We start from the raw sequence: 20397 nt of genomic DNA on the forward strand, positions 1-20397 counted from the left end.
CGTTGGGGCGCAGCCTGCTGCGCCCCGCGTTTCAACTCTTGTTAGCCGCCAGATCGCTCACCAGGCGGTTGACCGGATCGCTCATGTTGGTGAATTTGCTCAGCTCCGAGCGGGTCACCACCACGAACACCCCGACGTTTTTCGCCGGGATCATCGCCATGTAGGTAATGAACCCGCCGCCGCCGCCGGTCTTCTGAATGATGCCCGGCAGCCCGTCCTTCGGCGCCATATACACCCAACCCAACCCCAGCGCATCCGCTTGCCCCGGCACGTCCATGCCCTTCAGCGACACCAGATCGTGACGCTGGAAGTACATGGTTTGCTCGCTGGCGGCGGTGGCTTTGCGCGGGCCGCTGGCGCTGGAGGAGAGGAATTGTTGCATCCAGCGCTGCATGTCGCGTGGGGTGGAGTAGACGCCGCCGCTGCCGGCCGCGGCGGTGGTGTCGCGGCAGGCGCTCGGGCCGGCCGCCGCCACCATCAGGCGCGAGCACTGCTCGGGGCTCGGCGTCAGCGTGGTGTCGACCATGCCGAGCGGCGCGGTGATTTTCTCTTTCAGCAGCGCGTTGTAAGGCTTGCCCGCGGCGCGCGACAGCGCGTCGGCCAGCAGGTCATATGCCAGGTTGGAGTAGGCGGCGTGTACGCCCGGCGGCACCGTGACGTTGGCATGCGCCAGCCACTGCCAGCGCTGGGCCTTGGTCGGCCAGGTGAACACCGGCGTTTTCGGCGGCTTCTTGCCCGGCTGCTCGCGCGGCAGCGAGCTGGTGTGCGTCGCCAGGTTCAGCAGGGTGATCGGCTGCCCGGCGTTGTAAGCCGGCACATAGGCGCCTTTGGGGGCGTACTTGCGCAGCGGGTCGGTCAGTTTGACCTGGCCTGCCGCCGCCATTTTCACCATCACTTCGCTGGTCATCAGCTTGGTGATCGAAGCGATGCGGATCAGCGAATCCGGGCGCGGGCGCAGGTTGTTGCCGGGTTTGGTATCGCCAAAGCTGCGGTTAACCACCTGATTGCCGTCGATCACCACCAGCGCCATGCCGGTGGCGCCGCTGTTGTAGAAAATATGTTCGGCATACTGGTCGACGATTTGCGAAGCCAGCTGCGGAGGCGCGGCCTGCACGGCCAGCGGCGCGGCGCACAGGCCCAGCGCCAGCAATAAAGCGGAGACAGAGTTCTTCAACGGTCGTTATCCATTTAACAATGCAGCGGGGAAAGGGCTTATCCGTCGCCCAGTGTAATGCGCCCGGGCCCCGGCTGCATGTAGAAAAAAGAGCGGTGGCGATAAAATTTTTTCACCGCCGGCGAGCTACTGCGCGCGGGCGAAAATGGCGATCACTTCATCGAGGTGCGCCTTCATCGCCTTGCGGGCGCCGCGCACGTCGCGCGCTTCGATCGCTGCCAGGATCGCCCGGTGTTCCAGTTCGGAACGGTGCGGCATGTCGTCCGGCGTATAGTGGCGTTGCAGCACGCGGAACATGCTGCCGTAACGGTGGCCGAGCAGGTGGCCGATGATGAACGCATAGGCCGGGTTGCCGCTGGCCTGGGCGATGCGGATGTGGAACAGCCGATCGCCGGGGTGGGTGGCGGAACCGGCGCGGTTATCGCGGCAGTTCTGCTCGTAGGCGGCGCGGATGCCCGCCAGCTCTTCGTCGGTGGCGTGGCGCGCGGCCAGCGCGGCGGTCTCCGGTTCGATCAGCAGACGGGTTTGCAGCAGAGAAAACGGCGGCAGCTCGGCGTTGAAATCCAGCTCGATGTTCAGTTCGTCGTCGATCTCCGCCCACTGGTTGCGGCCGGCCTGGGTCATCACCGGCTCCTGCGACGGCGCCAGCGGCGTTGGCGAGCGCACGATCACCCCGTTACCGACCTTGACGTCCACCAGGCCGATCACTTCCAGCGCGATAAGCGCCTCGCGCACCGACGCGCGGCTGACCTGCAACTGCTGGGCGAGATCCCGCTCCGAGGGCAGGCGGCTGCCCGGCGGAAATTCGTTATTTTCGATAAGACGTTTGAGCTGGTCAGCTATCTGTCTGTAAATTCTTGGGTTTTCCAGTCGGGTAATCGGCATTTTTGACCTTTGACGATTCGGCGTTCAGTGATTTGGCGCACAATTATGCGACAAGGCGCTTGAGTAATCGTTATTCAAGTGTAAAAAAATGGTTAATTGAAATGCGGTTTCAAGGCTGTTTTATTAACTTCTTCCCCCAACGATAACGCGTAAAGCGTCTTTTGTCATGTTAGAGGCCTGACCTTTAACCGCCTTTAGTGGCCTGACCATTAGACCTTTAGGCCGAGGAGTCAAGATGGATTTAACCGGGAAACGCGTACTGATCACCGCCGCCGGGCAAGGGATCGGTTTTACCACCGCCAGGCTGTTCGCCGCCGCCGGCGCTGAAGTGATCGCCAGCGACATCAACCTCGAGCGCCTGCAGGGCTCTGCCGGGATCCGCGCGCTGACGCTGAACGTCACCGATCCGGCCGCCATCGCGGCGGCGGCGGAAGCGATCGGCCCGATCGACGTGCTGTTCAACTGCGCCGGCGTGGTGCACAGCGGATCGATCCTCGATTGCAGCGAAGATCAGTGGGCGTTCGCGCTCGATCTCAACGTCACCGCGATGTTTCGCATGATCCGCGCTTTCCTGCCGGGCATGTTGGCGCGCGGCAAAGGCTCGATCATCAACATGTCCTCGGTGGCCTCGAGCGTGAAAGGGGTGCCGAACCGCTTCGCTTACAGCGCCAGCAAGGCGGCGGTGATCGGCCTGACGCGCTCGGTGGCGGCGGACTACGTCACGCAGGGCATCCGCTGCAACGCCATCTGCCCCGGCACGGTGGAGTCGCCGTCGCTGCGCCAGCGTATTGCCGAGCAGGCGCGCGAGCAGGGGCGCAGCGAGCAAGAGGTGTATCAGGCGTTCGTCGCCCGTCAGCCGATCGGGCGCATCGGCACCACCGAGGAAATCGCCCAATTGGCGCTGTATCTGGCTTCTGACGCCAGTTCATACACCACCGGCACGGTGCAGATCATCGACGGCGGCTGGAGCAACTGAGCCGCCATTTTTGAGAGAGGAAGGCATGAAACTTTTACGTTACGGGCAACCTGGGCAAGAGCGCCCCGGCATGTTGGATGCGCAAGGCCGCCTGCGCGATTTGTCGCAGCATATCGCCGACGTGGGGGGCGCCGCGTTATTGCCGGCGTCGCTCGCCAAACTGCGCGCGCTGGACAGTGCCACGCTGCCGCTGGTCGAAGGGCAGCCGCGCCTCGGCGCCTGCGTCGGCGGCATCGGCAAGTTTATCTGCATCGGCCTGAACTACGCCGATCACGCGGCAGAGACCGGTGCCGCCATTCCTGAGGAACCGGTGGTGTTCAACAAATGGACCAGCGCGGTGATCGGCCCCCACGATCGGGTGGAGATCCCGCGCGGCTCGCAGAAAACCGACTGGGAAGTGGAGCTGGGCGTGGTGATCGGCCAGGGCGGACGCTACATCAGCGAAGCAGACGCGATGCGCCACGTCGCCGGCTACTGCGTGATCAACGACGTCTCAGAACGCGAATATCAAATTGAGCGCGGCGGCACCTGGGACAAGGGCAAAGGCTGCGACACCTTCGGGCCGATCGGCCCCTGGCTGGTGACCGCCGACGAGATCGCCGATCCGCACAGCCTGAACCTGTGGCTGGAGGTGGACGGCAAGCGCTATCAGGACGGCAACACCAGCACCATGATCTTCCGCATTCCGCAGATCGTCAGCTACCTCAGCCGCTTCATGAGCCTGCAGCCGGGCGATGTGATCTCCACCGGCACGCCGCCGGGCGTCGGGATGGGGCAGAAACCGCAGCCTATCTATCTGCGGGCGGGCCAGACGATGCGTCTGGGCATCGAAGGGCTGGGCGAACAGCGCCAGCAAACCGTACAGGCCTAACCGGGAGCGCCGCCATGACCACCATTACCGCACTGCGGGTTGAAGACATTCGTTTCCCCACGTCGCTGGGGCTGGACGGATCCGACGCCATGAATCCGGATCCCGACTATTCCGCCGCCTACGTGATCCTGGAGACCGATCGCGCGGATCTCAGCGGCCACGGGCTGACGTTCACCATCGGCCGCGGCAACGAGATCTGCTGCGCGGCGATCCGCGCGCTGGAGCATCAGATCGTCGGCGAGCGGCTGGAGGATATCGCCGCCGACATGGGCGCCTTCTGGCGGCGCTTCACCAGCGACAGCCAGCTGCGCTGGATCGGGCCGGACAAAGGCGCTATCCACCTGGCGACCGGCGCGGTGGTCAACGCAGTGTGGGATCTGTGGGCCAAATCGGTCGGCAAGCCGGTGTGGCGGCTGGTGGCGGAGATGACGCCGGAGGAGCTGGTGCGCTGCATCGACTTCCGTTACATCACCGACTGCATCACGCCGCAGGAGGCGCTGGCGTTGCTCAAGCAGCGGGCCGAGGGCAAAGAGCAGCGCCTGGCGCGGCTGCTGCAGGAAGGCTATCCCTGCTACACCACCTCCGCCGGCTGGCTGGGGTATCCGGACGACAAGCTGCGCCGCCTGTGCCAGGAAGCGGTCGACGCCGGTTTCTCCTACCTGAAGCTGAAGGTCGGGCGCGATCTGGAAGACGACATCCGCCGCGTGCGCATCGCCCGCGAGGTGATCGGCCCGGATCGCCGGCTGATGATCGACGCCAACCAGGTGTGGGAGGTGGACGAAGCCATTCCGTGGGTGAAGCATCTGGCGTTCGCCAAACCCTGGTTTATCGAAGAGCCGACCAGCCCGGACGACGTGGAAGGGCACCGCCGCATCCGCGAAGGGGTGGCGCCGGTCAAGGTGGCCACCGGTGAGATGTGTCAGAACCGCATCATGTTCAAGCAGTTCATCATGCGCGGCGCGGTAGACGTGGTGCAGATCGACGCCTGCCGCCTTGGCGGCGTCAACGAAGTGCTGGCGGTGATGCTGATGGCGGCCAAATACCAGCTGCCGGTCTGCCCGCACGCCGGCGGCGTCGGGCTGTGCGAGTACGTGCAGCACCTGTCGATGATCGACTACCTGTGCATTGCCGGCACCCACGAAGGCCGGGTGATCGAGTATGTCGATCATTTGCATGAACACTTTGTCGATCCCTGCGTGATCAAAGGCGCGGCCTACATGCCGCCGAGCCGTCCCGGCTATTCGATCGAGATGCATCCGTCGTCGATCGAACAGTATCGGTTCCGCGGGTGAGGCGGGAGGATCGCATGCCGCGTATTGACGCTCACCAGCACTACTGGCGCTATCACCCTCGGCACTACTCGTGGATCGACGAGCGGATGAGCGTGCTGCGGCAGGATTTCGATCCGCCCCGGCTGCGGCCACTGTTGCAGGAACAGGGGTTCGACGGCGCGCTGGCGGTGCAGGCGCGCCCCAGCGAGGACGAGACGCTGGCCCTGCTGGCGCTGGCTGAGCAGGGCGAGGGCGTATGCGGCGTGGTGGGCTGGCTGGATATCGCCGCGCCGCAGCTGGCGCAGCGTCTGGAGGTTTTGCGGCCGCGTACCGCGCTGCGCGGGGTGCGCCATCAGGTGCAGGACGAAGCGGATCCGGCGGCCTGGCTGGCGCGGCCGGAGGTGGAACGCGGCATGCAAACGCTGCAGCGCGCCGGGTATGTGTACGAGATCCTGGTGACGCACCGGCATCTGGCGGCAGCGGCGGCGTTCGCCACCCGCCACGATGAACACTGGCTGGTGTTGGATCATCTCGGCAAGCCGGACATCGCGCGCGGCGCGCGGCACTGGGCGCAGCAAATCCGGCCGCTGGCGGCGCTGCCGCACGTGGCCTGCAAGCTGTCGGGGTTGATCACCGAGGCGCCGGGTGGCCGGTGGCAGGCGGAAGAACTGCTGCCGTTCTTCGACGCCGCGCTGGAGGCGTTCGGCCCGCAGCGGCTGATGTTCGGTTCCGACTGGCCGGTGTGCCTGCTGGCCGGCGACTACCGCCAGGTGGTGCAACTGTGCGAACGGGCGCTGTCGACGCTGGGGGCCGCCGAGCAGGCGGCGATTTGGGGCGACACCGCCTGGCGAATTTACGGTTTAACGGAGTCTGGTTATGGATCTGTATCTGCAAGATAAGGTGGTGCTGGTCACCGGCGGCGGTGCCGGCATCGGCGCGGCGATTGCTCATGTGCTGGCCGAAGAAGGGGCGATCCCGGTGCTGGTCACCAACGCCGCGCCGGAGGCGGCGCTGCTGGCCGATTTGCAGCGGCTGCAGCCGCGCACCGAGGTGATCCTCACCGAACTGTGCGACGAGGCGGCCTGCCGCCGCGCGGTCAGCCAGACGCTGGCGGCCTTCGGCCGCATCGACGGGCTGGTGAATAACGCCGGGGTCAACGACGGCGTCGGGCTGGAGGCGGGGCGCGAAGCGTTCGTCGGCTCGCTGGAAAAGAACCTGGTGCATTACTACCTGATGGCGCACCTGTGCCAGGCGGCGCTGCAGGAGAGCCGGGGCGCCATCGTCAACATCGCCTCCAAGACCGCGCTCAGCGGCCAGGGTGGCACCAGCGGCTATACCGCCGCCAAGGGCGCGGTGCTGGCGCTGACGCGCGAATGGGCGGTGTCGCTGCGCCATGACGGCGTGCGGGTGAACGCGGTGGTGCCGGCGGAGGTGATCACCCCACAGTACCAGCGCTGGCTCAACACCTTCGCCGAGCCGCAGCGGCAGATGGCGAAAATCACCGCGCGCATTCCGCTCGGGCAGCGCATGACCACGCCGCAAGAGATCGCCGACACCGTGGCGTTCCTGTTGTCGTCGCGGTCATCGCATACCACCGGGCAATGGCTGTCGGTGGACGGTGGCTACCTGCATCTCGATCGGGCGCTGACGTGAGCGGCGCGGCGGCAGGGCGGCGCCGTTTCTGCCAGGCGCTCGATCTGATTGACTCACCGGCGCTGATTGCGGAGTACCAGCAGCATCATCAGCGCATCTGGCCGGGCATCGCCGCGCATTTGCGCGAGCACGGCATTCTGGACATGGAGATTTACCGGTTGGGCACCCGGCTGTTCATGATCGTGGAGGTCAGCGCCGATTTCGACGCCGCGCGTTTTGACGCCGCCAGCCTGAACAACCCCGAAGTACAGCGATGGGAAGCGCTGATGTGGCACTACCAGGCCGCCACCCCCTGGACGCCGCAGGGCGAAAAATGGGTGGAAATGGCGCGGATATTTTCTCTGCAACAGCAATAACGCCAACATCATCATCGCCAGACGATACGAGGGTATCACCATGCTTGCTGAAAAAAGTGCGGCCTCCGCGCAGCCGGGCGTCGCCGTGACCGCCAATCTGCGCTGGGCCTTTATCCTGGTCACCAGCCTGTTCTTCATGTGGGGGCTGTCCTATGGCCTGCTGGACGTATTAAACAAACATTTTCAGGAGACGTTGCACGTTACCAAGGCGCAGTCGGGGCTGTTGCAGGCGGCCTATTTCGGCGCCTATTTCCTGGTGGCGCTGCCCGCCGGATACTTTATGGACCGCAAGGGCTATAAGGCGGGCATTCTGGTCGGGCTGTGTCTGTATGCGCTGGGGGCGCTGCTGTTCGTGCCGGCGGCGTCGGCCAACAGCTTCGGCGTGTTCCTGTTCGCGCTGTTCGTTATCGCCAGCGGTTTGGGCTGCCTGGAAACGGCCGCCAACCCGTATGCCACGGTGCTGGGCGACGCGCAGGGCGCCGAACGGCGGCTCAACCTGGCCCAGTCGTTCAACGGCCTCGGGCAATTTATCGGCCCGTTGATCGGCGGCACGTTGTTCTTCTCCGCCAGCCAGTCCGCCAGCGGCGGCGATCAGAGCGCGGTGAAGATGACCTATGTGGCGATCGCCGTGCTGGTGCTGCTGATCGCGCTGTTGTTCAGCCGCACCCGGCTGCCGGCGATCCGCGAAGAGGAAAAACCGGTACACGGCGTGATAGCGCAGGGATTGTGGCAGCATCCGCATTTCGTCGGCGGGGTTATCACGCAGTTCTTTTACGTGGCGGCGCAGGTGGGCGTAGGGGCGTTCTTCATCAACTATGCCACCGAACACTGGCGCGAAGTGTCTAACCAGAGCGCCTCTTACCTGCTGTCGATCGCCATGATCTGCTTTATGGTCGGGCGCTTCTTCAGTACCTGGTTGATGGGGCGAGTCAAGCCGGCGACGCTGTTGGCGGCCTATGCGCTGATCAACATCGCGCTGTGCGGCGTGGTGATGCTGAGCGTTGACGGCGTGTCGGTGGTGGCGCTGATCGCGGTATTCTTCTTTATGTCGATCATGTTCCCGACCATTTTCGCCCTGGGGGTGAAAAACCTGGGTAAACACACCAAGCGCGCTAGCTCCTTTATGATCATGGCGATCGTCGGCGGCGCCATCATGCCGTACTTTATGGGGGCGCTGGCTGACCGTTACAGCACCGCACTCTCTTATCTGCTGCCGCTGTTGTGCTTCGCGGTGGTGCTGGTTTACGGCCTGCGGCAGCGCCGAGCCTGATTCAACCCGGCGGCGAATCGGCCTTCGCCGCCGTTGTCAGCACCTGTGGGCGGGTTCGCATCAGGATCGCCAACGCCAGCAGCAGCACGATGCCGGACAGCACGCCGTTTAGCGTCAAGCCTCCGGCATCCACCACCAGCCCGCCCGCCAGTGAACCGCAGGAAATCGCCAGATTAAACAGCGCGATATACAGCGAAGAGGCGACCTCGACCGCGTCGGGGGCCGCCTTGAGCATCCACGCCATTAGCGAAACGGAAACGCCGCCGTAGGCGATGCCCCACAGCAGGAGGAAGGCGCTGCCGCTCAGCGGCGCGTGGCCCAGCAGCGGCAGCAGCAGGACGGCGAGCGCCAGCCCGAGGGCGATCAGCGCCAGGGTGCGGCGCAGCCGTTTGGCGGCGGCCTGCCCGGCGATGAAATTCCCGATGATACCGGCAGCGCCGTAGGCGAACAGCAGCGGCCCCACCCAACGGCCCTCGATGCCGGCGACCGTCTGCAGCAGCGGGCGGACAAAGGTGTAAGCCATAAAGTGGCCGGCGACCAGCAGAAACGTCAGCAGCAGCCCGGTCATCAGCCGACGATTCGCGCGCTGCGCGGTGAACGACCGCCAGCTTATCGCCTGCGTGACCGGTAGCGGCGGCAGCACGCACAGCAGCAGGAGCAGGGTCAGCGCCGCCAGGACGGCGACGGCCAGAAACGCCATGCGCCAGCCCAGCGCTTCGCCGAGGAATACGCCGAGCGGCACGCCGAACACCGAGGCCGCCGCTACGCCGCCGAAGATGACGGACAGCGCCAATCCGACGGAAGTCGGCGGCACCAGGCGTTCCGCCAACCCACCCGCGATGGCCCAGATGCCGCCGATGCAAAAGCCCAGCAGGATGCGCGCAGCAAACAGCAGCGCCATGGAGGTGGCGGCGGCGGCCAGCAGGTTGGCGGCGATCAGCAGCAGCAGAAAGGCGATCAGCAGGCTGCGGCGATCCGTGCGCCGGGCACCCAGCACCACCAGCGGGGCGAACAGCGCGGCAAACAGGGCGGGCAGGGAAATCAGCAGCCCGGCGCGGCCTATCGATGCGTTCAAGGTGCTGACGATCGGAGTCAGCAGCCCGACGGGCAGCATTTCTGCCGTGACGACGGTAAAGGTGGACAGGGCGATAGCGAAAGTTGCCAGCCAGGGTTTTGCGCCGCCGCCGGCGTGTAAGGCACTCATAATGACTCTCCCAACAAATGAAGATCCTCAGTGTATCCGCGCCAAAATGGCTGATAAACTGGCCTGAATGCGCAACATTGGGGACAAATCGTGGCCAATTTACCGTCTATGCCGTTGGATAACCTGACCGATCTGCTGGTGTTCATTCGCGTCGCCGACGCCTGCAGCTTCACGCTGGCGGCCGAGAGGCTGGGCATTTCCCGATCGGCGGCGGGCAAATGCGTGAACCGGTTGGAAGAGCGATTGGCCACCCGGCTGCTGCAGCGCACCACGCGCAGCGTCAGCCTGACCGAAGACGGCGCGGTGTTTTACGAGTATGCGCAGCGCATCCTGTCGCAGGCTGAAGAGGCGGAAACGGCGCTGAATACGCGGCGGCAAACGCCGCGCGGGCGGCTGCGGCTGGATCTGCCGGTCTCGTTGGGGCGATTGCATATCCTGCCGATTCTGCGGGAGTTTTTGGCGCAGTGGCCGGAGGTGGACGCCGACGTCAGCTTCTCCGATGAGTACAGCGATCTGGTGCGCGACGGCATCGACGTGGCTGTCCGCGTCGGCGGCAGCGACGATAGCCGGCTGGTGCGGCGGGTGCTCGCGCCGCATCGCCTGATCACCTGCGCGGCGCCGGATTATCTGGCGCGGCACGGTACGCCTGCAAAACCGGAGGCGTTGGGCGATCACGAGACGCTGGTCTTCAGCCATCAGGGGCTGCCGGCGCCCTGGCGCTATTTGGTCAACGGCCAACTGCACGAACAGCCGGTGCGTGGCCGGATGCGTTTCAACAACGTCGAAGCCTTGCGGGATACGGCCGTCGCCGGAGCCGGCCTGTGCCAGGTGGGGGCGTTTCTGGTCGGCGAGCAGATTGCGGCCGGCACGCTGGTGCCGGTGCTGGAGCGCTATTGTCGCCCGGGGCCGCCGATCTGCGCCGTCTATCCCAGCCGACGCCATCTCTCCCCCAAGGTGAAACTGTTTCTGGCGGCGATCGAACGGCGCTGGCAGGGCAGGGCGATTTGGGAAGTCGATTAGCGAACCTGTTACTCCTGCGGCTGCAGCAGGGCGGGCTGGACGTTTTGTGCCAGCTGGATATTGTTGCGGCCGCTGTGCTTCGCCAGATAGAGCGCGGCGTCGGCCGCGCCGATCGCCGACTCGACGTCCAGCTTTTCCAGCGCGGAGATGCCGGCGCTGAGCGTCAGCGTGCCGCTGTGCTGCGGGCTGGCGCCGTGTGGGATGTTCAGTTCCGCCACCCGTTGGCGCACCCGTTCGGCCAGCTGCGCCGCGTAGCCTTCGTGCACGTTGGTCAGCAGCACCAAAAACTCTTCCCCGCCGTAGCGCACCACGATGTCGCGTGAACGTACCGCATCGCGGATGGCGATCGCCACCTGCACCAGCGCCCGGTCGCCCATCGCGTGGCCGTAGCTGTCGTTGTAGACCTTGAAGTGGTCGATATCCAGCAGCAGCACGTAGTGGCGGCCGGTTTGCGGTTCCAGCAGCATGTTGATCTTATTCTCCAGCCCGCGGCGGTTATAAAGACCGGTCAGGGGATCGAGCATGCTTAAATTATTGAATTTGTCCCGTTCGTTATACAGGTTGGCCACCAGCGCGTGGGTAAAGATTTCACTGCGTTTCAACATCAGGTGGTGGATGGAGAAAGCGATAATAGGTAATAGCGTGGTGAATAATATCCGCAGGGTATTATGCATACCGTCTAAAGCCAGGATCACCATTGCGGAAGGCACGGCGTGTAAACAAAAGGCGGTAAAGTTATCCGTCAGAGAAATAGCGCTGATAAAAAAGATGCTGAACAAACTAATTAATAAAAAATCTTGGTTATTCGGTAGGCAATATTGACTTTTAACGTAAATATGGGCGGCCCACAGCAGGCCGAGCACGCTGGCGAACAGGTTGAGTTTGCACAGGTATTTCCGCGGCGTTTGCAGGGAGAATAGCGCCGCCGCCAGACAAAATAGCGGTATACATAATAAAGGTAGGGTAAATGAGGGCGTATCCCTAAAAGGGAACAATAACGTAAATACGGAAGAGGCGGCATTCATCACCAGAAAAAGAAATAATGCCAGGCGCTGCTTGCTGTTCAGTAATTCCTGATAAGAACGGGCGTTCATACGGAGGTCACTCTTTGCAAAGTCGTTCTGTCGAATAATTAAGGTTGAGAAGCATTCCCTCGGCGCGAAATATCCACGGAAGTTGCATGGTTGATGATTGTGATTATTATCATGCAAACAGGACTAGGAATTTTCTTATGTCAAATTATCATTTTTTCATGCTGGTGTCATCTGGGTTTGGTCACCGCAGTGAAAATGATGCGGCGGCCAAAAAAGTGTTATATGATATTGGTTATCATTATCACTTAAAGGGGGTTATCATGCTCACCGCCATGATTGCCGCGTGTGGACTGTGGGGCGTCAGCTGGTGCCTCGGCGATCGCCTGGCCAGCGCCTGGGGCGTTTTGCTGCCGTGCGCGCTGATGCCGCTGCTGGCCTTGATCGATCTGAATATGATGCAGCTGCGCACCCTGATTGTGATAGCGATGCTGGCGACGCTGGTGATGCTGTTCAACAGCCGGCTGCGTCACTATCTGCTGCTGCCTTCCTGCATGGCGCTGGCGGGCGGCCTGGCGGCAATCAGCCTCAACTTCAGCTTCGCGTAAACGCCGGAAACGGCAAAACCACGCTTAGGCGTGTTTATCATCAATGCGTTGGGATTTTTTCGAAGGAACTACCGGAGAGATCATCAATTGGTGCGAAGAGAGGGACTTGAACCCTCACGTCCGTAAGGACACTAACACCTGAAGCTAGCGCGTCTACCAATTCCGCCACCTTCGCACAGTCGATGTTGTTGCTTTGATTTATATTACGTCGCCAGCTTGGTGCGAAGAGAGGGACTTGAACCCTCACGTCCGTAAGAACACTAACACCTGAAGCTAGCGCGTCTACCAATTCCGCCACCTTCGCATCGATGCTGAGTGCAATATAAATCATGTGGTTATTTGGTGCGAAGAGAGGGACTTGAACCCTCACGTCCGTAAGGACACTAACACCTGAAGCTAGCGCGTCTACCAATTCCGCCACCTTCGCGTACCAGAAACATTACCGGAGTAACGTTACCACGGAGGCGAATTCTAGAGATTTTGGCGGGCACGTCAACAGTTATTTCCCCGCTTTGCGGGCGTTTGCTGGAAAAACAGCCATATCGCCGCTTTTCTGCTGGTCAAACAGCCAAATCAGCCAATCAATCAACACCCTGACCCGTGGCGCCAGGAAACGGCCGGGCGGATACATGATGTAAATCGGCATCGGCGGAGGCGGCGTGTCCGCCAACACTTCCACCAGTTCGCCCCGTTCCAGCCAGGGAGCAAGTGAATAGCACGCCGCCTGAATCAACCCCATGCCGGCACGCGCGCCGGCGATGTAAGCGTCGGCGCCGCTGACGCTCAGCCGGGCAGGGAGTTCGCGCAGTTCCACCTTGCCGCCACGGCAGAATTCCAGCGGATAATCGCGGTTGCTGGCCAGGGAAAAATACCCTACCGCGCGGTGCGGCGCCAGGCTATCGATGTCGAGCGGCGTGCCGCTGGCCTGCAGGTAAGCGGGGGAAGCGCAGGTGATCTGCGGCAGCTGGGCGATGCGCCGCGCCACCAGGCTGTCGTCTTCGGTTTCCCAGGCGCGCAGCACGCAGTCTACGCCTTCGCGCAACAGATCGACGTGGGTGTCGTTGGCACCCAGCGCCAGCGTGATGTCGGGATAGCGCCGGTAAAAGTCGCCCAGCGCCGGAATGACGATCTGGCGCGCCAGCGAATGGGGCATATCGATGCGCACTTTGCCGGACGGCTGCAGCTTATGGTGGCTGAACAGCGTGTCCGCTTCCTCAAGCGCCCCCAGCAGCTGTACGCAGCGTTGATAGTAAAGGCTGCCTTCGCTGGTCACCTGTACCTGGCGGGTGGTGCGGATCAGCAGGCGCACGCCCAGCCGCTGCTCCAGCCGTTTCAGCGCGTTGCTGACCGTGGCGCGCGGCAGCTGCAGGCGCTCGGCCGCCCGACTGAAGCTGCCCAGTTCGACGATGCGGGTAAAAATGCGCATGGCTTGAACCTGATCCATGTCCACTCCGGATTGTTGGTGATTTTTGAACAGTGATGTGCGATCTGCATTATTTATCTTTGTAGCGTAAACAACCAGACTTTGCTGCGTTATCCGTTCATCGCATGAGGGCTGCACAATGCAACAACGTAAACTGGGTTCCCACGGTCCCGTCGTCTCCGCCCTGGGGCTGGGATGCATGGGCATGAGCGACTTCTACTCTACCGGCGCCGATCGGCAGGAGGCCATCGCCACGCTGCACCGGGCGCTGGAGCTGGGCGTCACGCTGCTCGACACCGCCGACATGTATGGTCCGCACACCAACGAAGAGTTGGTGGGGGAAGCGATCAAGGGCAAACGGCAACAGGTGTTCCTGGCTACCAAGTTCGGCATCCTGCGCGATCCGGCGGATCCTTCGGCGCGCGGCGTCAGCAGCCGGCCCGAGTATATCCGGCGCTCGGTGGAAGGCAGCCTGCGGCGCTTGGGCGTAGAGGAGATCGATCTTTATTATCAGCATCGGGTCGATCCGCAGGTGCCGATCGAAGACGTCGTCGGCACGATGGCGGATCTGATCCGCGAAGGCAAGATCCGCCATATCGGCCTGAGCGAGGCGTCGGTCGCCACGCTGGAGCGGGCGCACAAGGTGCATCCGATCACGGCGTTGCAGACCGAGTATTCGCTGTGGACGCGCGATGCTGAACAGGGCGTGCTGGCCGCCTGTGAGCGACTGGGGATCGGCTTTGTGCCTTACAGCCCGTTAGGGCGCGGTTTCCTTACCGGCGCTATCCGGCGGCCGGAGGATCTGGCCGAGGACGATTTCCGCCGCGGCAATCCGCGCTTCCAGGGCGAAAACTTCGCCCGCAACCTGGCGCTGGTGGAGAAGGTGGGTGAGCTGGCGGCGCAGAAGGGCGTCAAGCCTTCACAGCTGGCGCTGGCCTGGGTGTTGGCGCAGGGCGAGCACATCGTGCCGATCCCCGGCACCAAACGCCGTCGCTATCTGGAAGAGAACGTCGCGGCGGCGGAGATAACGCTGAGCGCGGCCGAACTGGCGGCGATCGAAGCGGTGTTTCCGCTGAGTGCAGCGGCCGGCGATCGCTACGGCGCCGAGTCGATGGCCTATATCAACGGCTAAAAAAAAGCGCGGCCTCAGGCCGCGCTCTGTCGTTTTCCGCCAACGGCGAATTATTTCTTCTTCGGCGCGCGCGGTGGGCGGCCGACGGTGGCCTGATACACCTTGAAGCGGCCGTTCTGCGCCAGCACTTCGTGGCTGCCGAAGGTGGCGTCCAGAATGTCCGGGTACGGCAGGAAGGCGTTGGCGACGATGCGCAGTTGGCCGCCGATCGGCAGGTGTTTCACCGCGCCGCGGATCAGGGTTTCAGCGGCGGTCAGGCTGGTCTGCAGCCCGTCGTGGAACGGCGGGTTGGAGATGATCATGTCGAAACGGCCGGTGATGTCGGAGTAAACGTTGCTGACGATCACTTCGCCTTCGATGCCGTTGGCGGCCAGCGTCGCGCGGCTGGATTCCACCGCGGCGGCGTTGACGTCGCTGAGGGTCAGTTTCACCTTCGGCGACAGCTTGGCCATCACCGAGGCCATCACGCCGGCGCCGCAGCCGATGTCCAGCACCTTGCCTTTCATGTGTTTTTCCAGCGTCGACAGCAGCAGCGAGCTGCCGACGTCCAGGCCGTCGCGGCTGAACACGCCCGGCAGCGTTTTCACTTCCAGATCGTGCAGCTGATAGCTGTCCCACCAGTCGTTCAGGTCGAATTCGGTCTGCGCGTCCAGACGGCCGTGATACAGGCCGCAGCGGCGCGCGCTGTCGATTTTCACCAGCGCAACGTGGCCTTCCAGCGTTGGCTCGGCGCTGCGCACGCCGCTGCGGTTTTCACCGACCACGAACACGTCTACGCCCACCGGCAGCAGCGCCAGGATGTTGCACAGCTGGAATTGCGCTTCCTGCTTGCTCTTCGGCCAGTAGTAAACCAGCGTATCGCAGTTGGCGACGAAAGCGGGATCGACGGTCAAACCGAACTGCACGTTATCGCCCATCGTCCGGTTCAGTAACTGCCAGTGATGGTATTGCTGAGTGTGGACGCGCACGTCCGCGGCCTCGAATTGGGCCGGCAGGCTGTCCTGCAGGTCGCCGGCAAACAGCACGCGGCGTTCGATAAATTCATCACTGTGGCGCAGCATGACTTCACTGGCGGGGGTTAATGCAGACATCAGATATTGGCTCCTGGAAATGAGACCGGGGATTATAGAGCTTTGTGGCGATATGTTCGACGGGTTTGTTGGCGCGGGCTGCGCGGGTTTGTTAGCATAGCGCGGCGCATGGCAGGCATGGCGCACCACAACGGGTAGGAATCGGCATGGCATCAAAACGCGACTGGCTGTTACAACAACTGGGTATTACGCAGTGGACATTGCGCCGCCCGAGCGTGTTGCAGGGCGAAGTGGCGGTCAGTCTGCCGCCCGAGGCGCGCCTGCTGGTGGTGGCGCAGACGCTGCCCGCGTCCGACGATCCGCTGTTTTGCGACGTGCTGCTCAGCCTGGGGCTGACGCCGGCGCAAACCTACAGCCTGACGCCGGAACAGGCGGCGATGCTGCCTGAAGATACCGCATGCAACAGTTGGCGGCTGGGCGTGGCGGAACCGCTTGCGGTCGCCGGTGCGCAGCTATACAGCCCGGCGCTGGCCGAGCTTTCCCAAGACGCGGGGGCCAAACGCGCCCTCTGGCAGCAGATTTGTCATCATGAACACGATTTCTACCCTGACGGCGGCCGACCTGGCCACGGCCTTCACCATTGAGCAAGCCAGCCACGCTTTCCCCTGGACGGAAACCACCTTCGCCAGCAATCAGGGCGATCGCTACCTTAACCTGAAGCTGAACGCCGATGGGGAAATGGCGGGATTCGCCATCACGCAGATCGTGCTGGACGAAGCCACGCTGTTCAACATCGCCATTCATCCGCGGTGGCAGCGCCGGGGCTTTGGCCGCCTGCTGCTCAACGCGGTGATCGAACAGCTGGAGAGCCGTGGCGTGGTGACGCTGTGGCTGGAGGTGCGCGCCTCCAACCAGGCGGCGATCGCACTGTATGAAGATCTCGGTTTCAACGAGGTCACCGTGCGCCGCAATTATTACCCGAGCGCCCACGGCCGCGAAGACGCGATCGTGATGGCGCTGCCGCTGGCGTAATCCGCCCGGCCGGTAAAAGCATTGATTGTCACCGGTTGGCAAATCGGCGAAAATGCCCGGCTGTTATCTTTTATTCACCGCTTTGCCCGGCGCCGCGATCGGCGCGTTCTGATGATGTCGCAGGGCGGACTAACCGTAGAACCTGAAAACCATGTCTCCTAGTGAATTTGCCCGCGAAGTCTCCAAAAGAAGAACTTTCGCCATCATCTCGCACCCCGATGCCGGTAAAACCACCATTACCGAAAAAGTGCTGCTGTTCGGACAGGCGATCCAGACCGCCGGTACGGTAAAAGGCCGTGGCTCCAGCCAGCACGCCAAATCCGACTGGATGGAAATGGAAAAGCAGCGTGGGATCTCGATCACCACCTCCGTGATGCAGTTCCCGTACCGCGACAGCCTGGTTAACCTGCTGGATACCCCGGGGCACGAAGACTTCTCCGAAGATACTTACCGTACCCTGACTGCCGTCGACTGCTGTCTGATGGTGATCGACGCCGCCAAGGGCGTTGAGGATCGTACCCGTAAGCTGATGGAAGTCACCCGTCTGCGCGACACGCCGATCCTGACCTTCATGAACAAACTGGACCGCGACATCCGCGATCCGATGGAAGTGATGGATGAAGTCGAGCGCGAACTGAAGATCGCCTGCTCGCCTATCACCTGGCCGATCGGCTGCGGCAAGCTGTTCAAGGGCGTTTACCACCTGTACAAGGATGAAACCTACCTGTATCAGACCGGTAAAGGCCACACTATCCAGGAAGTGCGCATCGTCAAAGGCCTGGACAACCCGGAGCTGGATGCGGCGGTGGGCGAAGATCTGGCGGCGCAGCTGCGCGATGAGCTGGAGCTGGTGCAGGGCGCTTCCCACGAGTTCGATCAGGAGGCCTTCCTGAGCGGCGAGCTGACCCCGGTGTTCTTCGGTACCGCACTCGGTAACTTCGGCGTGGATCACATGCTGGACGGCCTGGTGGCCTGGGCGCCGGCGCCGATGCCGCGCAAAACCGACACCCGCGAAGTGACGGCGGCGGAGGAGAAATTCACCGGCTTCGTCTTCAAGATCCAGGCCAACATGGATCCGAAACACCGCGACCGCGTGGCCTTCATGCGCGTGGTGTCCGGCCGCTACGAGAAGGGCATGAAGCTGCGCCAGGTGCGCACCGGCAAAGACGTAGTGATCTCCGACGCGCTGACCTTTATGGCCGGCGACCGTTCGCACGTGGAAGAAGCCTACCCGGGCGACATCATCGGCCTGCACAACCACGGCACCATTCAGATCGGCGATACCTTCACCCAGGGTGAAGACATGAAGTTCACCGGTATTCCGAACTTCGCGCCGGAGCTGTTCCGCCGCATTCGCCTGCGCGATCCGCTGAAGCAGAAACAGCTGCTGAAGGGGCTGGTGCAGTTGTCCGAAGAGGGCGCGGTACAGGTGTTCCGTCCGATCGCCAACAACGATCTGATCGTCGGCGCGGTCGGTGTGCTGCAGTTCGACGTGGTGGTGGCGCGTTTGAAGAGCGAGTACAACGTGGAAGCGCTGTACGAATCGGTCAACGTGTCGACCGCGCGCTGGGTCGAGTGCGACGACGTGAAGAAGTTCGAAGAGTTCAAGCGCAAGAACGAGATCAACCTGGCGCTGGACGGCGGGGACAACCTGTCCTACATCGCGCCGACCATGGTGAACCTCAACCTGACGCAGGAACGCTATCCTGACGTGACCTTCCGCAAAACCCGCGAACACTGATCGCTCGGCAGGGCGCCCAGTGCGCCCTGCACGCTTCTCCTATCCTCACTGCGCTAATTAATAAATCTTCCTCATATTTTATCCTGCGAACCGCTATCGCCAGGCGATGTTCGTACGGCCTGCGTTTTCCGTCTGATGGTCTATCTTTAACGAGATGTCCGCACATTGCTTGAGAGTAAATCACTGTAATACGCTATTTGTTTGGTGAGTTATTCTGATGTGTTGCCGATAGGAGACAGTCAGTGTCTTTAAATATCAATGAGATAGCCATATTTCAGTTTTGTGTAACTTAGCCTGTCGTCAATAGACGACAGTTTTTTGATTAAAAATCCGACTGAAAGATTTTTATCTTTGATAATTAAGGTATTTTTTGAGTTGGCACGGCCGTTGCAACACTCCTGTCGTGAACGCTTAATCGTATAGCGATGATGAAGTATTTACCGAGAAGGCCGCGTGAAGGTGGCCGCAGGGTTCCGGCGCTTTGGCGTCGAGAGCCCCCAACAAAAGGAAGAGATCGATGAAAAAGACCAAATTTGCACACTCGCTGATGGCTGTCGTATTGGGTTCTGCTTTGGTAAGCGGCAGTGCGCTGGCCGAAGACAGTCTGCTTAACAAGGCGTCTAACGCCGCGGATAGTGCCGGTGCCAAAATCGATAGCTCCATGAAAAAAGTTGACGGTTACATGGATGACAGCGCGATAACGGCTAAAGTTAAAAGTGCGTTGGTGGAAGATAAGACCATCAAAAGTTCTGACATTTCGGTGAAAACCGAAAAAGGCACCGTGATCCTGAGTGGGTTCGTCGGCAGCCAGGCGCAGGCGGAGCATGCGGTCGCGGTCGCCGGTAAGGTGGAAGGCGTCAAGACCGTCAGCGACAAGCTGCACGTGAAAGATGAAGCCAACCAGTCGATCAAATCGTATGCCGGCGACACCGCCACTACCAGCGAACTGAAAGCCAAGCTGCTGGCCGATGACATCGTGCCGTCGCGCAATGTGAAAGTGGAAACCACCGATGGCGTGGTGCAGCTGTCCGGTGAGGTGAAAACGCAGGCGCAGTCTGAGCGTGCGGAAAGCATCGCCAAGGCCATCGACGGCGTGAAAAGCGTGAAAAACGACCTGGTGGTCAAGCAGTAATTCCGCCAGGCGCCCGTAACAAGCAACAACAAGCCGCATCTGTCGGGCCGTGAAGGCGGCCCGGCATGTAACACCAAAAAAAGAAACTGATTTGCCGTCGACGTCCCGTTGTCGGGGTGGTAGATGGCAGCGAATTTTTTCACAATGGTAAGGAGAAGCTTATGTTTCGTTGGGGCATTATCTTTTTAGTCATCGCGCTTATCGCTGCGGCGCTGGGGTTCGGTTCGTTAGCGGGCACCGCTGCCTGGGCGGCTAAAATCGTGTTCGTTGTCGGCATCATCCTGTTCCTGGTCAGCCTGTTCACCGGCCGCCGTCGCCCTTAGCCGGCGGGCATTTTCCCGTAAACTGTAACAAAGCTTAACTCCTTTTCTCACGTCGGGGAGGGCCGGCCATGAACAGCGACATCATCGTCGGGCGCTGGAAACAGCTGAAAGGCCAGGTATGGCAGGCGTGGGCAGAATGGTCAGGCAGCGATTATGCCTGGCTGGCCGGCAGCAACGATTTCCTCGCCGGCGTACTGCAAGAGGATTACGGAAGAGAGCGAGACGCGGTATCCTCGGAGAAAACGTCTCACTGAGGATGCCAAG

Annotated in this window: 22 protein-coding genes and 3 tRNA genes; 16 read left to right on the plus strand and 9 right to left on the minus strand. The window is 62.0% G+C overall.

Annotated features, from left to right (window positions below; all coding sequences use genetic code 11):
• Positions 1-31: 31 nt before the first annotated feature.
• Positions 32-1174 carry a D-alanyl-D-alanine-carboxypeptidase/endopeptidase AmpH gene (gene ampH, locus AC4PR2_RS05835; protein ID WP_060659979.1) on the minus strand — a complete coding sequence of 381 codons (1143 nt, stop codon included), beginning with the start codon at positions 1172-1174 and terminating at the stop codon, positions 32-34.
• A 126-nt stretch (positions 1175-1300) separates the two neighbouring features.
• The gene (locus tag AC4PR2_RS05840) at positions 1301-2059 is read right to left on the minus strand and encodes a FadR/GntR family transcriptional regulator (RefSeq protein ID WP_060422250.1); all 759 of its coding nucleotides are present in this window, start codon (positions 2057-2059) and stop codon (positions 1301-1303) included.
• Between the two features lie 235 nt (positions 2060-2294).
• Between AC4PR2_RS05840 and AC4PR2_RS05845 the strand changes: the two genes are divergently transcribed.
• The 7 genes from AC4PR2_RS05845 to fucP are packed head-to-tail and all read left to right on the plus strand — an operon-like array spanning position 2295 to position 8456.
• Positions 2295-3035: an SDR family oxidoreductase gene (locus tag AC4PR2_RS05845; RefSeq protein ID WP_043136107.1), complete on the plus strand. Its 741-nt coding sequence runs from the start codon at positions 2295-2297 to the stop codon at positions 3033-3035.
• A gap of 25 nt (positions 3036-3060) precedes the next feature.
• Complete coding sequence (locus AC4PR2_RS05850; RefSeq protein WP_049202360.1) at positions 3061-3906, plus strand: fumarylacetoacetate hydrolase family protein; 846 nt, start codon at positions 3061-3063, stop codon at positions 3904-3906.
• Between the two features lie 14 nt (positions 3907-3920).
• Positions 3921-5198: an L-fuconate dehydratase gene (locus AC4PR2_RS05855; RefSeq protein WP_197757226.1), complete on the plus strand. Its 1278-nt coding sequence runs from the start codon at positions 3921-3923 to the stop codon at positions 5196-5198.
• Between the two features lie 14 nt (positions 5199-5212).
• Positions 5213-6076, plus strand: coding sequence for an amidohydrolase family protein (locus AC4PR2_RS05860; protein ID WP_197786079.1), 864 nt, complete (start codon positions 5213-5215; stop codon positions 6074-6076).
• A complete protein-coding gene (locus AC4PR2_RS05865; protein ID WP_033636997.1) occupies positions 6054-6830 on the plus strand; it encodes an L-fucose dehydrogenase in 777 nt (258 codons plus the stop codon). Before AC4PR2_RS05860 ends, AC4PR2_RS05865 begins: the two co-directional genes overlap by 23 nt.
• Positions 6827-7186, plus strand: a complete 360-nt coding sequence (locus AC4PR2_RS05870) for an L-rhamnose mutarotase (protein WP_015376547.1) — start codon at positions 6827-6829, stop codon at positions 7184-7186. The genes AC4PR2_RS05865 and AC4PR2_RS05870 overlap by 4 nt, the downstream gene beginning before the upstream one ends.
• Before the next feature lie 40 nt (positions 7187-7226).
• Positions 7227-8456: an L-fucose:H+ symporter permease gene (gene fucP, locus AC4PR2_RS05875; protein ID WP_197756705.1), complete on the plus strand. Its 1230-nt coding sequence runs from the start codon at positions 7227-7229 to the stop codon at positions 8454-8456.
• Position 8457: 1 nt separating this feature from the next.
• Here the strand turns inward: fucP and AC4PR2_RS05880 are convergent, their stop codons facing one another.
• On the minus strand, positions 8458-9660 hold the full coding sequence (locus AC4PR2_RS05880) for an MFS transporter (protein WP_443014448.1): 1203 nt from the start codon (positions 9658-9660) through the stop codon (positions 8458-8460).
• Between the two features lie 108 nt (positions 9661-9768).
• Between AC4PR2_RS05880 and AC4PR2_RS05885 the strand changes: the two genes are divergently transcribed.
• Positions 9769-10680: a LysR family transcriptional regulator gene (locus AC4PR2_RS05885; RefSeq protein WP_159319007.1), complete on the plus strand. Its 912-nt coding sequence runs from the start codon at positions 9769-9771 to the stop codon at positions 10678-10680.
• Between the two features lie 8 nt (positions 10681-10688).
• Here AC4PR2_RS05885 and AC4PR2_RS05890 read toward each other — a convergent pair whose 3' ends face one another.
• A complete protein-coding gene (locus tag AC4PR2_RS05890; RefSeq protein WP_060440803.1) occupies positions 10689-11774 on the minus strand; it encodes a GGDEF domain-containing protein in 1086 nt (361 codons plus the stop codon).
• A gap of 260 nt (positions 11775-12034) precedes the next feature.
• On the opposite strand from AC4PR2_RS05890, the gene AC4PR2_RS05895 reads away from it, so the two are divergent.
• Positions 12035-12319: a DUF1435 domain-containing protein gene (locus tag AC4PR2_RS05895; protein WP_048233751.1), complete on the plus strand. Its 285-nt coding sequence runs from the start codon at positions 12035-12037 to the stop codon at positions 12317-12319.
• Between the two features lie 88 nt (positions 12320-12407).
• On the opposite strand, the gene AC4PR2_RS05900 is transcribed toward AC4PR2_RS05895, so the two are convergent.
• The 4 genes from AC4PR2_RS05900 to AC4PR2_RS05915 form a co-directional block, all read right to left on the minus strand.
• Positions 12408-12494, minus strand: a tRNA-Leu gene (locus AC4PR2_RS05900).
• A 42-nt stretch (positions 12495-12536) separates the two neighbouring features.
• Positions 12537-12623 (minus strand) — tRNA-Leu (locus AC4PR2_RS05905).
• Positions 12624-12659: 36 nt separating this feature from the next.
• A tRNA-Leu gene (locus tag AC4PR2_RS05910) sits at positions 12660-12746 on the minus strand.
• A 72-nt stretch (positions 12747-12818) separates the two neighbouring features.
• Positions 12819-13763, minus strand: a complete 945-nt coding sequence (locus tag AC4PR2_RS05915) for a LysR family transcriptional regulator (protein ID WP_337046793.1) — start codon at positions 13761-13763, stop codon at positions 12819-12821.
• A 118-nt stretch (positions 13764-13881) separates the two neighbouring features.
• Here AC4PR2_RS05915 and AC4PR2_RS05920 point away from each other — a divergent pair, with 118 nt between their 5' ends.
• On the plus strand, positions 13882-14874 hold the full coding sequence (locus AC4PR2_RS05920; RefSeq protein ID WP_049272812.1) for an aldo/keto reductase: 993 nt from the start codon (positions 13882-13884) through the stop codon (positions 14872-14874).
• 50 nt (positions 14875-14924) lie between these two features.
• Here AC4PR2_RS05920 and rsmC read toward each other — a convergent pair whose 3' ends face one another.
• Positions 14925-15965 (minus strand): 16S rRNA (guanine(1207)-N(2))-methyltransferase RsmC, encoded by a 1041-nt coding sequence (gene rsmC, locus AC4PR2_RS05925; RefSeq protein ID WP_197756707.1) that lies wholly within the window; start codon positions 15963-15965, stop codon positions 14925-14927.
• A 146-nt stretch (positions 15966-16111) separates the two neighbouring features.
• Between rsmC and AC4PR2_RS05930 the strand changes: the two genes are divergently transcribed.
• The 6 genes from AC4PR2_RS05930 to AC4PR2_RS05955 all read left to right on the plus strand — a co-directional run bounded on the left by AC4PR2_RS05930 (position 16112) and on the right by AC4PR2_RS05955 (position 20387).
• On the plus strand, positions 16112-16549 hold the full coding sequence (locus AC4PR2_RS05930; protein ID WP_102985475.1) for a DNA polymerase III subunit psi: 438 nt from the start codon (positions 16112-16114) through the stop codon (positions 16547-16549).
• Positions 16494-16937 (plus strand): ribosomal protein S18-alanine N-acetyltransferase, encoded by a 444-nt coding sequence (gene rimI / locus AC4PR2_RS05935; protein WP_060422302.1) that lies wholly within the window; start codon positions 16494-16496, stop codon positions 16935-16937. The genes AC4PR2_RS05930 and rimI overlap by 56 nt, the downstream gene beginning before the upstream one ends.
• Before the next feature lie 151 nt (positions 16938-17088).
• Positions 17089-18678 (plus strand): peptide chain release factor 3, encoded by a 1590-nt coding sequence (prfC, locus tag AC4PR2_RS05940; protein ID WP_038878480.1) that lies wholly within the window; start codon positions 17089-17091, stop codon positions 18676-18678.
• A gap of 517 nt (positions 18679-19195) precedes the next feature.
• The gene (osmY, locus tag AC4PR2_RS05945; protein ID WP_087762942.1) at positions 19196-19810 is read left to right on the plus strand and encodes a molecular chaperone OsmY; all 615 of its coding nucleotides are present in this window, start codon (positions 19196-19198) and stop codon (positions 19808-19810) included.
• A gap of 161 nt (positions 19811-19971) precedes the next feature.
• The gene (locus AC4PR2_RS05950; RefSeq protein WP_004857650.1) at positions 19972-20133 is read left to right on the plus strand and encodes a DUF1328 domain-containing protein; all 162 of its coding nucleotides are present in this window, start codon (positions 19972-19974) and stop codon (positions 20131-20133) included.
• 68 nt (positions 20134-20201) lie between these two features.
• Complete coding sequence (locus AC4PR2_RS05955; protein ID WP_060422311.1) at positions 20202-20387, plus strand: CsbD family protein; 186 nt, start codon at positions 20202-20204, stop codon at positions 20385-20387.
• The last annotated feature ends 10 nt before the right edge of the window (positions 20388-20397 follow it).

Source organism: Serratia sp. A07, assembly GCF_058725505.1.

Excerpts from the sequence above, each read along its gene's own strand:
- rimI (WP_060422302.1), top strand. The coding sequence starts at position 16,494 with ATGAACACGATTTCTACCCTGACGGCGGCCGACCTGGCCACGGCCTTC.
- osmY (WP_087762942.1), top strand. The coding sequence starts at position 19,196 with ATGAAAAAGACCAAATTTGCACACTCGCTGATGGCTGTCGTATTGGGT.
- AC4PR2_RS05920 (WP_049272812.1), top strand. The coding sequence starts at position 13,882 with ATGCAACAACGTAAACTGGGTTCCCACGGTCCCGTCGTCTCCGCCCTG.
- AC4PR2_RS05915 (WP_337046793.1), bottom strand. The coding sequence starts at position 13,763 with ATGGATCAGGTTCAAGCCATGCGCATTTTTACCCGCATCGTCGAACTG.
- AC4PR2_RS05895 (WP_048233751.1), top strand. The coding sequence starts at position 12,035 with ATGCTCACCGCCATGATTGCCGCGTGTGGACTGTGGGGCGTCAGCTGG.
- AC4PR2_RS05850 (WP_049202360.1), top strand. The coding sequence starts at position 3,061 with ATGAAACTTTTACGTTACGGGCAACCTGGGCAAGAGCGCCCCGGCATG.
- AC4PR2_RS05845 (WP_043136107.1), top strand. The coding sequence starts at position 2,295 with ATGGATTTAACCGGGAAACGCGTACTGATCACCGCCGCCGGGCAAGGG.
- AC4PR2_RS05855 (WP_197757226.1), top strand. The coding sequence starts at position 3,921 with ATGACCACCATTACCGCACTGCGGGTTGAAGACATTCGTTTCCCCACG.
- AC4PR2_RS05930 (WP_102985475.1), top strand. The coding sequence starts at position 16,112 with ATGGCATCAAAACGCGACTGGCTGTTACAACAACTGGGTATTACGCAG.
- AC4PR2_RS05950 (WP_004857650.1), top strand. The coding sequence starts at position 19,972 with ATGTTTCGTTGGGGCATTATCTTTTTAGTCATCGCGCTTATCGCTGCG.
- AC4PR2_RS05885 (WP_159319007.1), top strand. The coding sequence starts at position 9,769 with ATGCCGTTGGATAACCTGACCGATCTGCTGGTGTTCATTCGCGTCGCC.
- rsmC (WP_197756707.1), bottom strand. The coding sequence starts at position 15,965 with ATGTCTGCATTAACCCCCGCCAGTGAAGTCATGCTGCGCCACAGTGAT.
- AC4PR2_RS05890 (WP_060440803.1), bottom strand. The coding sequence starts at position 11,774 with ATGAACGCCCGTTCTTATCAGGAATTACTGAACAGCAAGCAGCGCCTG.
- AC4PR2_RS05840 (WP_060422250.1), bottom strand. The coding sequence starts at position 2,059 with ATGCCGATTACCCGACTGGAAAACCCAAGAATTTACAGACAGATAGCT.
- AC4PR2_RS05880 (WP_443014448.1), bottom strand. The coding sequence starts at position 9,660 with ATGAGTGCCTTACACGCCGGCGGCGGCGCAAAACCCTGGCTGGCAACT.
- prfC (WP_038878480.1), top strand. The coding sequence starts at position 17,089 with ATGTCTCCTAGTGAATTTGCCCGCGAAGTCTCCAAAAGAAGAACTTTC.
- fucP (WP_197756705.1), top strand. The coding sequence starts at position 7,227 with ATGCTTGCTGAAAAAAGTGCGGCCTCCGCGCAGCCGGGCGTCGCCGTG.
- AC4PR2_RS05865 (WP_033636997.1), top strand. The coding sequence starts at position 6,054 with ATGGATCTGTATCTGCAAGATAAGGTGGTGCTGGTCACCGGCGGCGGT.
- AC4PR2_RS05955 (WP_060422311.1), top strand. The coding sequence starts at position 20,202 with ATGAACAGCGACATCATCGTCGGGCGCTGGAAACAGCTGAAAGGCCAG.
- AC4PR2_RS05860 (WP_197786079.1), top strand. The coding sequence starts at position 5,213 with ATGCCGCGTATTGACGCTCACCAGCACTACTGGCGCTATCACCCTCGG.